Here is a 9,021-nt window from a genome sequence, read left to right on the forward strand (position 1 = left end):
CGTTGTTCCTTGTTCTGGTCTCAGCGGCTCAGCAGGATGTCGCCGGACTCGTTGATCTCGAAGCGCCAGCCGGCGTCGATGCGGCAGGTGAAGAAGGCCTCCTCCAGCACGCAGGGGCCCTGCGCCTGTGCGCCGCCCGCCTGTTCCTCCACCCGGTACAGCGGCAGCTCGGCCGCCTTGCCACCCGCGGTGACGCGGCGCGTGCCCGCCGCGGCCGCCGCCTTGCCCTGCGCACCGAACCTGCCGGAAAGGCTGGCGCGGGCGATCACCCGCGTCGCCTTCAGCACCATCGCCACCTGGGCGCCCTTGGGCAGGGCCGGCAGCTTGTCGCCGTCCAGCGCCACCAGTTCCTCGCCTGCCTGCAGCCAGGTCTCGATGCGGCAGTCCGCCAGCTCGAAGCCCTCGGCGAACATGCCGCGGCGCGCGCGCTCCAGCAGCAGCTCGCGCGTCGCCTTCAGGCCGGCCGCGTCGCTGGAGGGCAGCGGTGCCTCGTACTCGTGGGCGATGTCGGAGAAGCCGATGCCGAAGGCGGAGAACACCGCCGCCAGGCCCGGGATGATGATCTGCGAGATGCCCGCCGCCTCGGCCACCTTGCAGGCGATGAAGGGACCGGCGCCGCCGAAGGCCGCCAGCGTCGTGTCCGGCGTGATCTTCGTGTAGTCCTTCAGCGAATCCGCCACCTTTTGCGCCCAGGCCTGCTGCATCGCATCGGCCGCCGCCTCCACGCTCAGGTTCAGCGGCTTGGCGACATTGGCCTCGATGGCCGCGCGGGCCCGCTCCACGTCGATCTTCAGCTCGCCGCCGAAAAAGCTCGCCGGGTCCAGCAGACCCAGCACCAGGAAGGCGTCGGTGATCGTGGCCAGCGTTCCGCCCAGGCCGAAGCAGGCCGGTCCGGGCGCGCCGCCGACGGATTCCGGGCCCACCTTGATGCGTCCGTCCACCACGGAGATGATCGAGGAGCCGCCGACGCCGGCGCTGACCACCTTGCACAGCGGCAACGAGGTTTCCACGCCCTCGATATGGCCGCGCCGCTCGGTGGTGACGCTGCCCTGCTCCACCAGGCTGATGTCGGTGGTGGTGCCGCCGATATCCATGCCGAGCAGGCGCTTGAAGCCATAATGCGCCGCCAGCGCGCGGGCGCCCTCGGCACCGCCGCGCGGACCGGAGGAGTAGGTCTTGACCGCCGCCGTGCGCGAGATGCGCGCCGAGGCGCCGTCGTTGCGGAAGATCAGCAGCGGGTTGCGCGTCTTGTACTCGCGCAGGCGGTGCTCGGCGTTGTACAGGAAGCGTTCCATCGCCGGATGCAGGAAGGCGTTGAACAGCGCCGTCCAGACGCGGCGGGCGTCGTCCTCGTCCTGCACCACCTCGTGGGAGTACAGCAGGGGGATGGCGCCCAGCAGGTGCGGCGGGAACTTCTTCAGCAGGATCTTCTTCAGGCGGGTCTCGCCCGCGTCGCGCTGCGCGCCGCCGAAGCCGATCACGATGCGGTTGGCACCCTCGGAAGCCAGCTTGTTGATCGCCTGCGTGGCCGCCACTTCCAACGCCGCTTCGTCGGCCTTGGGATCCAGCGTCGCCACGCGCGTGCCCACCAGGCCGGCGAACACGTCCTTCTGCTGCGCATCCTTCTGCAGGTCGGCCGCATCCAGGCCGGACAGCAGCAGGCCCAGGCGCTGGCCCTTGCGCTCCACCAGGGCATTGGTGCCCTGCGTGGTGGAGTAGCGGATGTGGTCCGTGCTCAGCAGCAGCTGCAGCAGGTCTTCCTTGCCGTAGATCGCGGCACTGGCCTTGCGCAGGCCGTCGAAGAAGCACTTCGACAGGTCGTAGGGCGTGGTCACGCTCTTGGTGCGGTAGACCTTGCCGCCGTCGATCACGCAGAAGTCCGTCAGCGTGCCGCCGTTGTCGATGTTGATCAGCTTGCCGGACCCCGCCTGCGGCGCGGCGCCGGCGGCGGGCGCCTCGGCGCGGCGGCTGCGGACGCGCACGTCCGCCTCTGTTGCTGCGTTCATGAAGCGTTCTCCTGGATGCAATCGCGACGGAGGTTCGTCGCTGCGTTCGTTCTCATGTCGTGGGCTCCTCCGCGGCACTCTTGGACGGTGCTTTCGCGATGTGATTCGCGATGCCTTCAACCCTATTCGCCGCCGCCGCTTCGCTCGCCACCCTGTCGGGTAGTTTTGGAAGGTAGGGTGATCCGACGCGTCTCTGGCGATGCGTCGGATCGCATCGCCTGCGGCGGATCACGGGCGGCCAGGGATGGCCGCCCAGGGGGTGCTTCAGGTCACCGCAGTCGCGCCATGGACGGCGATCGCGAACTTCGCTTCGCCTCTCCCCCATCCCCGCCTCGAAGGAGCGGAAACCGGGTGCTGCATGCAGTTCGCAGGGAGCGGCGCGGCGCATGGCTCAGGCCCTGCCCAGCCGCATCAGCGCCGCGTTGGTCAGATAGCGCTCGTACAGGCCCGGATCGTTGGCCGAGCTGCGATGCCCGCCGGCGATCTCGCGCACCTGCTCCAGGCGCGTCATGTGCCCGGTCTGGATGTTGAAGGCATGCACGTGGCTCCAGGACCAATACGGGTGCTTGCCATCCATCACCGACTTGCCGCCCGCCTCGTACAGCGCGAACGCCGCGTCGAAGGAATGGTAGGGCTCGCCGCGCCGGTCGTAGGTGACCATGCCCACCGGCAGCCCGGTGCGCGCGTCGAACCAGACGCGCTTCTTGCTGACCGGCGCGCGGGGGAACTTCACCGGCTCGGCCTCCACCACGATGGCCTCCGGCACCAGCTCCACCGTGGTGTCCCAGAAGCTCAGGCCCTTGGGTCCGCCATGCGTGCGGTGCTCCCAGTTGGGATGCGCCGGAGACCACCCGCCGGACACGCCCGCCAGCAGCGGCCCGCGTCCCACGATCTTGTAGTTGCCCCAGGTGTGCAGCGGATCGCCCGCCGCCCAGGCATCGGACAGGTACAGCGTCGAGCCGGGGATCAGCGGCTCGAAGCGCTGGTCGGTGGGGAACTGGCGGATGCGCTTGAACTCCGGCAGGTAGCCGTACAGTTCCGGGAAGCGGTTCTGGTCGTAGGGCCAGATGTTGAGATAGGACGTGCCGTTGACCGCGTCGGGCTTGACGAAGAACACCGACTGGTAGCGCAGCTTGTCTTCCTTGCCGGTCCAGTAGGGACGCGGCTCCAGGCTGACGCGCGCCACCGGCGACAGCTCCGCCCAGCCCAGCTCGTAGCGGAAGTCGATCTCGCCCGACAGGCCGACGTCGTACTCCTTGATCGCGTACATCGACGCATCGTGCCGCCCCCAGCTCAGCGTCAGGCTGGCAAACAGCTCCAGGCCGGTTCGGGCATCGGGAAAGGGGTTGCCGCCGATCCAGGGCTTGCCCTGCGCGGTGACGATGTTGCCCTGCGCGTCGAACTGCGCCTGGCCGCGGTTCTTCAGCGAGGCCTCCAGGTATTCCCAGGGGCTCAGGCGGAAGATGTCGGTGGTGGTGGGCGCGATGCGCAGGCGCCGGCCCATCTTCGCCACCTGGTGGTACTTGATCGGCTCCAGCAGGTCCTTGACCAGCTCGACGTTGGCGGCGCTGATCTCATCGCCCGCCTTGAGCTTGCCCTTGGACCAGTTCTCGATCGACAGCAGTTCCTCGGGATAGGCGCGGGTCACGTCGCCGTCCTTGGCCACCGCATCCCACAGCGGCATCAACACGCCGGCGGTCGCGGCACCGCGCACCAGCCCCCCGAGGAACTGGCGCCGGCTGTATTCGCGGTCGTAACGGATGACCCTCATCTCACTCCTTTTCCGCTACTGCTGGTGTTAAAAATTGCCGACGGCTTGCGCCGTCGGCATCCTCGCTGCCCATAGGAGGAGGTGGGGAGGCAGCGGATTCCGCAACCGGCTCAGAACTGGTACGTCAGGCGCACCGTGACCTCGTCGGCATAGTCCACCGTGGACAGCAGCGTGTCGTTGGGATTGGCGCCGCCCAGCGAACCGTCGATGTAGCTGTAGAAGGCCTCCACCGTGAACGCGCCACGCGGCTTCCACTTGATGCCCGGCTGCACCAGGATGCTGCCGCGCGGGTCGTACAGCGTGGCGAAGCCGATGCGGTAGATGTCCTGCGGGAAGGGCTGCTGGAAGGCAAAGGCGAAGTAATGCGCGCCGTCCACGCCGTCCGCCGCCTTGTTCACCGTGCCGCCGTAGCCCGACAGGTGGCGGCCGAACAGGTCGTCCACGCTGCGGTACATGTGCTGGAACACCAGGTAGGTCGCCGGGAAGGCCTGGCTGAAGCGGTGGTACTTCTCCAGCACCAGCGCCGTGGTCACCGAATCCTCCTGGATGTAGTTGCGGCTCAGCGAGGTGTTGGTGAAGGTGCGGTCCGGCGTGTAGCTGACCTCGAAGTTGATGATCAGCTGGTCCAGCAGGCTGCCGGGCTCACCCTCGGTCACGTAGCTGGCACCCAGGCCGAACACCTCTTCCTGTGCGTATTCGCGGGCGATATGGCCGCGCAGGCTGCCGCCGGCGGCGATGAAGAAGGTGTTCAACTCGTTGTAGGCCTCCTCCACCGTATTCACCGGCGTGGCGAACAGGTCGGCGGTGGCCGGGAACTCGGTGATCGACGAGTTCAGTCCGCTCATGGCGTTCAGGCGGGCGAAGCCGGCGTACTTGAACCACTCCTGCGCCGAGTACACGCCGCCGGGAGAAGCCTCGAAGGCGCTCTGCGCCAGCAGCGCGCCGGAATCCAGGCCCTGCAGCGCCAGCGTGGTATGCACTAGGCCGCCCAGGGATCCCAGGTTGGTCGGCAGGTCCTTGTTGTGGCCCGACTGCGTCCAGCGGAACACGCCGTCCGGGTTGTAGCGCTGCACCGCCATGGCCTGGAAGCCCCACTGGCCGTAGTTGCCCTTCACGCGCATGCCGTAGCTGAGCTTGTCGTCCCAGCCGCCTTCCACGTACCGGTCATGCACGGTGAACTGCGCCGGGATCACGTTGTACTGCGTGTTCGGGTTGCCGTAGATCGTCGGCTGGAACTTCTGCACGTAGCCGTCGACCAGCAGCTCCTCGTTGAGCTGGTAGCCCAGGCGGGCGCCCAGCGCCGGCACGCGCTTGTCGGAGTACTCTTCCTGCGCGTAGTCCAGCACCGAGTGGCGGCGCAGGTCCAGGCCGTCCACCACGTCGAACACGCGGAAGAACAGCGCCTGGCCCCAGGCGATCTGCTGGTTGCCCAGGCGGGCCGTCAGCGGACCGTTGTTGTACTCCAGCACCAGGGTCGGGAAGTAGATCAGGTAGTCGTCGCCGGCCCATTCCAGCGGGTTCGGGCTGTCGTCGCCCTCCACGCGGTACTCGAAATAGTTCGGCTTGCCGCCGTACAGCACCTGGTCGCCGCCGGAGATACCGCCCTGCACGTCGCGGTAGCGGCGGGCGTCGAACTCGTCGTACTGCTTCGGGTCATAGATGCCGCGCAGGCGCGCCACCAGGTTCAGGTTCGGCGTGAAGCGCACGCCCAGCTCCACCTCGGAGCGGATGATCGCGTAGTTGATGTCGTTGTCCACGCGCTTCATCGGCGTGCCGCCGCCGGTGGCGTTGTTGACGCCGCGCAGGCCAGGCGAGTTCGCATCGGCCGCCAGCAGTGTCGGCAGCGCCAGCGTCGTCCAGGTTCCCACCTCGCCGCCCAGCAGCGGCGGCAGGCCGAGGTTGTCCAGGATCGCCGGCAGCAGGGCCGGCGGCGCATAGGCCTGGCGCGGCACCGAACGCTCGTTGTAGTAGTTGCCCAGCTGGTTGGCCGGGTTATCGTCGCTGCTCGTCGAGTAGCTGAATTCCGGGCGGATGAATCCGCCGATGGTGAAGCCGACATCGTCGAAGATGCTGGCCTGCGCCGGTGCCGCCAGCAGCATGCTCATCCCCGCCACCACTCCCGTCACGCCCGTCTTCTGCATTGTTCTCTCCTCAGACGCTGTTCTGTTGGCGCCGCCGCCCCTTGCCGCCGTTCCTTCAGGGCTTCAGGCTCACGATCTGTCCGGCCTGGCCCACGGCCAGCACCGGTGCGCTGGCCGAAGCCTGCGCCACTCCCACGAACCACAGGCTGTTCACCCCGCCGCCCTGCACCTGGCTGAAGCTCTGTCCGCCGTCGCGACTGACCAGCATGTCGCGCATGCCCGTCACCAGGACCCGGCCATCGGCTGCCGCGTGCACGCCCAGCAGCAGCGCGCCGGTTCCCGAAGGCCGCTCCTCCCAGGTGGCGCCGCCGTCGGCACTGCGCAGGATCGCGCCGCTCTGTCCCACCGCGTAGCCCACGCCGTCCTCGCGCAGCTGCAGCGCGAACAGCGAAGCCTCGCCCTTGTGCAGGGCCGTCCAGCTGGCCCCCGCATCGCCGCTGCGCAGGATCAGCCCGAACTCGCCGGCAATCGTCAGCGTGCCGTCGGCCGCCACGTGCGCCGCGTACATGTGCGGCTCCATGCCGTCGGCGGCGAACTCCGCCCAGCCCGGCGCCACGCTGCGCCAGGTCTTTCCGGCGTCGTCCGACAGCAGCACGGTGCCGAAGGCACCCACCGCCAGCGCACGCCCCGCCGCGTTGATCTCCACCGCCAGCAGGCGCTGCTTGCTGCCGCTCTGCCCCTCGGTCCACTTGCCGTCGGCACCGCGCGTCAGCACCAGGCCGCTCTGGCCCACCGCCACCGCCTTGCCGTCGGCCACGCCCACGCCCAGCAGCGAGAGCTGCGTCGGCGCCTGCACCATCTTCCAGCTGGCGCCGCTGTCGCTGGACTCCTGCACCTCGCCGCCCGCGCCCACCGCCACGCCCAGCGCGCCGCCGAAGTCGATGGCGAACAGCGCCTGGTGGACCGTGCCGGTCAGCACCGGCTGCAGCGGGCTCTTCGGCTCCGCCGGAGGGGCGGAGGCGGATACGGCGCCGGCAACCAGGAGGCCGGCGGCGGCCAATGCGATGAGACGAGTCATGCCGATGACCTTTTCTGTCGGGTATCCCTCTCCTGCTGATCGGCGGAGAGGGCGGGATGGGGGTGGAGGCCGGAATTCACCAGCCAGGCCTCGAAAGCGGCGTCACGCTCCACCCTCGCCCGGGCCTCTTCCCGCCAGCGGGCGAGAGGCTTCAGGACCGCGGCGAGGGAGAGCGTGCGCCTCATGGCGTCCTCAGACCGTGCCCAGGCGCGTGATCGCCTGCACCGTGAGGTACTTGTTGTAGACATCCTCGCCCTTCATGATCGAGTTGTCGTAGCCGCTCTTGTAGCCGCCGGTCACCTCGCGCGCCTGCACGAAGCGGCTCATGCGGTTGGCCTGCAGGTCGTGGCTCAGCACGCTGACCCAGGACCAGGCCGGCTGGCCGCTGTCGTCCTTGATCGTCAGCTTCTCGTTCGAGTACTGGGCGTAGTGCGGCTCGAAGGTCTTCCAGATTTCGCCGCGGCGGTCGTAGGTGTTGTAGGCCACGTACATGCCGTTGCGGACGTCGATCCAGGTGCGCTTCTTGCCGACCGGCGCGCGCGGGTAGCCGGTGGGCTCGGCGTCCACCACCAGGCACTCCGGCACCAGTTCCATGTACACGTCATGGAAGGTCTGGCCCTTGGGGCCGCCGTGCACCGGACGCTCGTAGTTGTTCATCGCGCCGCCGCGGCCGCCCATGAAGTTGCGGCTGCCGATCGCGCCGAGCATCGGCTTGCGCTCCACGATCTTGTAGTTGCCCCAGGTGCCCATCGGGTCGCCGGCTGCCCAGGCGTCGGACAGGAACAGCGTGATGCCCGGCACCAGCGGCTCGAAGCGCTGGTTGGTGGGGAACTGGCGCACGCGGCGGAACGCCGGCAGGTAGCCGTACAGTTCCGGGAACTTGCGCTGGTCGTAGCTCCAGATGTTGAGGAAGGAGCTGCCGGCCGTGTCGTTCGGCGCCGTGAACCACACCGACTGGTAGCGCAGCAGGTCCTTCTTGCCGTTCCAGACCTTGTCGTCGTTGCGGGCGGTGGTGTTCAGCTCGGCCCAGACGAAGTCGTACTGGTAGGCCAGGCTGCCGTCCGGGGCGATGTCCCAGTCGCGCACGGCGTACTGCGAGTAGTCGTGGCGGCCCCAGCTCAGGGTCAGGTTGGCGGTGGCCTCGATGCCGTTCTTCGGGTCCGGGAACGGCATGCCCGCGCCCCACGGATTTCCGGCCTGGTCGTAGACGTTGCCGTCGGCGCCCATCTTGGCCTTGCCCTTGTTGCGCAGCGTGCCGGCCAGGTACGGAGCCGGATACAGCTTGGTGACGTCCTTGGTGGATTCCACGATGTGGATGCGCCGGCCCATGGTCTTGACGTGCATGTAGGCCACCGGGTCCAGCAGGTCCTTCACCGCCTCGACGTTGTCCTTGGTCACCACGTCGCCCGGCTTGATCTTGCCCTTGGTGTAGGCCTCGATGTGCAGCAGTTCTTCCGGATAGGCCTTGGCCGTGTTGTCCGCGGAGTCGGCGATGGTCGGCCACAGCGGCGCCAGCACGCCCGCGGCGGCACCCACGGCGGACTTCTGCAGCAGCATGCGGCGGCCGTAGTCGAAGTCGTACTTCTTGATGCGGAAAGTCATCTTCAATTCTCCTCGTTACTGCTGACGGGTGGCCTGCCGCGGGCTCGCGGCATGCTGTGGATGGCGGCGGCCTGCGACGCCGCCTCCGGGGAAGGGGTGATGCAAAGTCCTCATGCGCGCACCGCCTGGGCCAGCGGCGGCTCGGACTTCTCGTCCTGCACGGTGTACAGCGACAGGTCGGCGCCCTCGCCGACGAGCAGGTCGTCGCGGGTGACGAAGGTGGGCTTGAGCAGCCAGACGATCAGCGGCAGCACCACCAGGGCCAGGACCATGTTGATCAGCATGATCAGCACCAGCAGCAGGCCCATGTCGGCCATGAACTTCAGGCCCGACATGAAGTACCAGGGCAGGATGCCGATCACCATGATCGAGGCGGTGAACATGATCGCCTTGCCGGTGGTGGTCAGCGCCGCCACGTTGGTGCGGCCCCAGTCGCCGTCCTGCGCGTGGAATTCCTCGCAGATGCGCGACAGCAGGTAGATG

Annotated in this window: 6 protein-coding genes; all 6 read right to left on the reverse strand. The window is 68.2% G+C overall.

The features are described 5' to 3' along the window. Window positions 1-20: 20 nt before the first annotated feature. Entirely contained in the window at window positions 21-2,006 is a 1,986-nt protein-coding gene (locus C3942_RS10080) for a hydantoinase/oxoprolinase family protein (RefSeq protein WP_104230251.1), read from the reverse strand. A 391-nt stretch (window positions 2,007-2,397) separates the two neighbouring features. After that, entirely contained in the window at window positions 2,398-3,777 is a 1,380-nt protein-coding gene (locus C3942_RS10085; RefSeq protein ID WP_104230252.1) for a DUF1329 domain-containing protein, read from the reverse strand. A gap of 110 nt (window positions 3,778-3,887) precedes the next feature. Beyond that, window positions 3,888-5,918: a DUF1302 family protein gene (locus tag C3942_RS10090; protein WP_104230253.1), complete on the reverse strand. Its 2,031-nt coding sequence runs from the start codon at window positions 5,916-5,918 to the stop codon at window positions 3,888-3,890. A gap of 55 nt (window positions 5,919-5,973) precedes the next feature. Then, a complete protein-coding gene (locus C3942_RS10095; RefSeq protein ID WP_133164285.1) occupies window positions 5,974-6,936 on the reverse strand; it encodes a WD40/YVTN/BNR-like repeat-containing protein in 963 nt (320 codons plus the stop codon). Between the two features lie 192 nt (window positions 6,937-7,128). Continuing rightward, entirely contained in the window at window positions 7,129-8,538 is a 1,410-nt protein-coding gene (locus tag C3942_RS10105; RefSeq protein WP_104230256.1) for a DUF1329 domain-containing protein, read from the reverse strand. A 110-nt stretch (window positions 8,539-8,648) separates the two neighbouring features. Continuing rightward, window positions 8,649-9,021 (reverse strand): MMPL family transporter (locus C3942_RS10110; protein ID WP_165797405.1); only part of this gene is annotated, 373 nt, incomplete at its 5' end.

Source organism: Solimonas fluminis, assembly GCF_002930645.1.
GTDB lineage: Bacteria > Pseudomonadota > Gammaproteobacteria > Nevskiales > Nevskiaceae > Solimonas_A > Solimonas_A fluminis.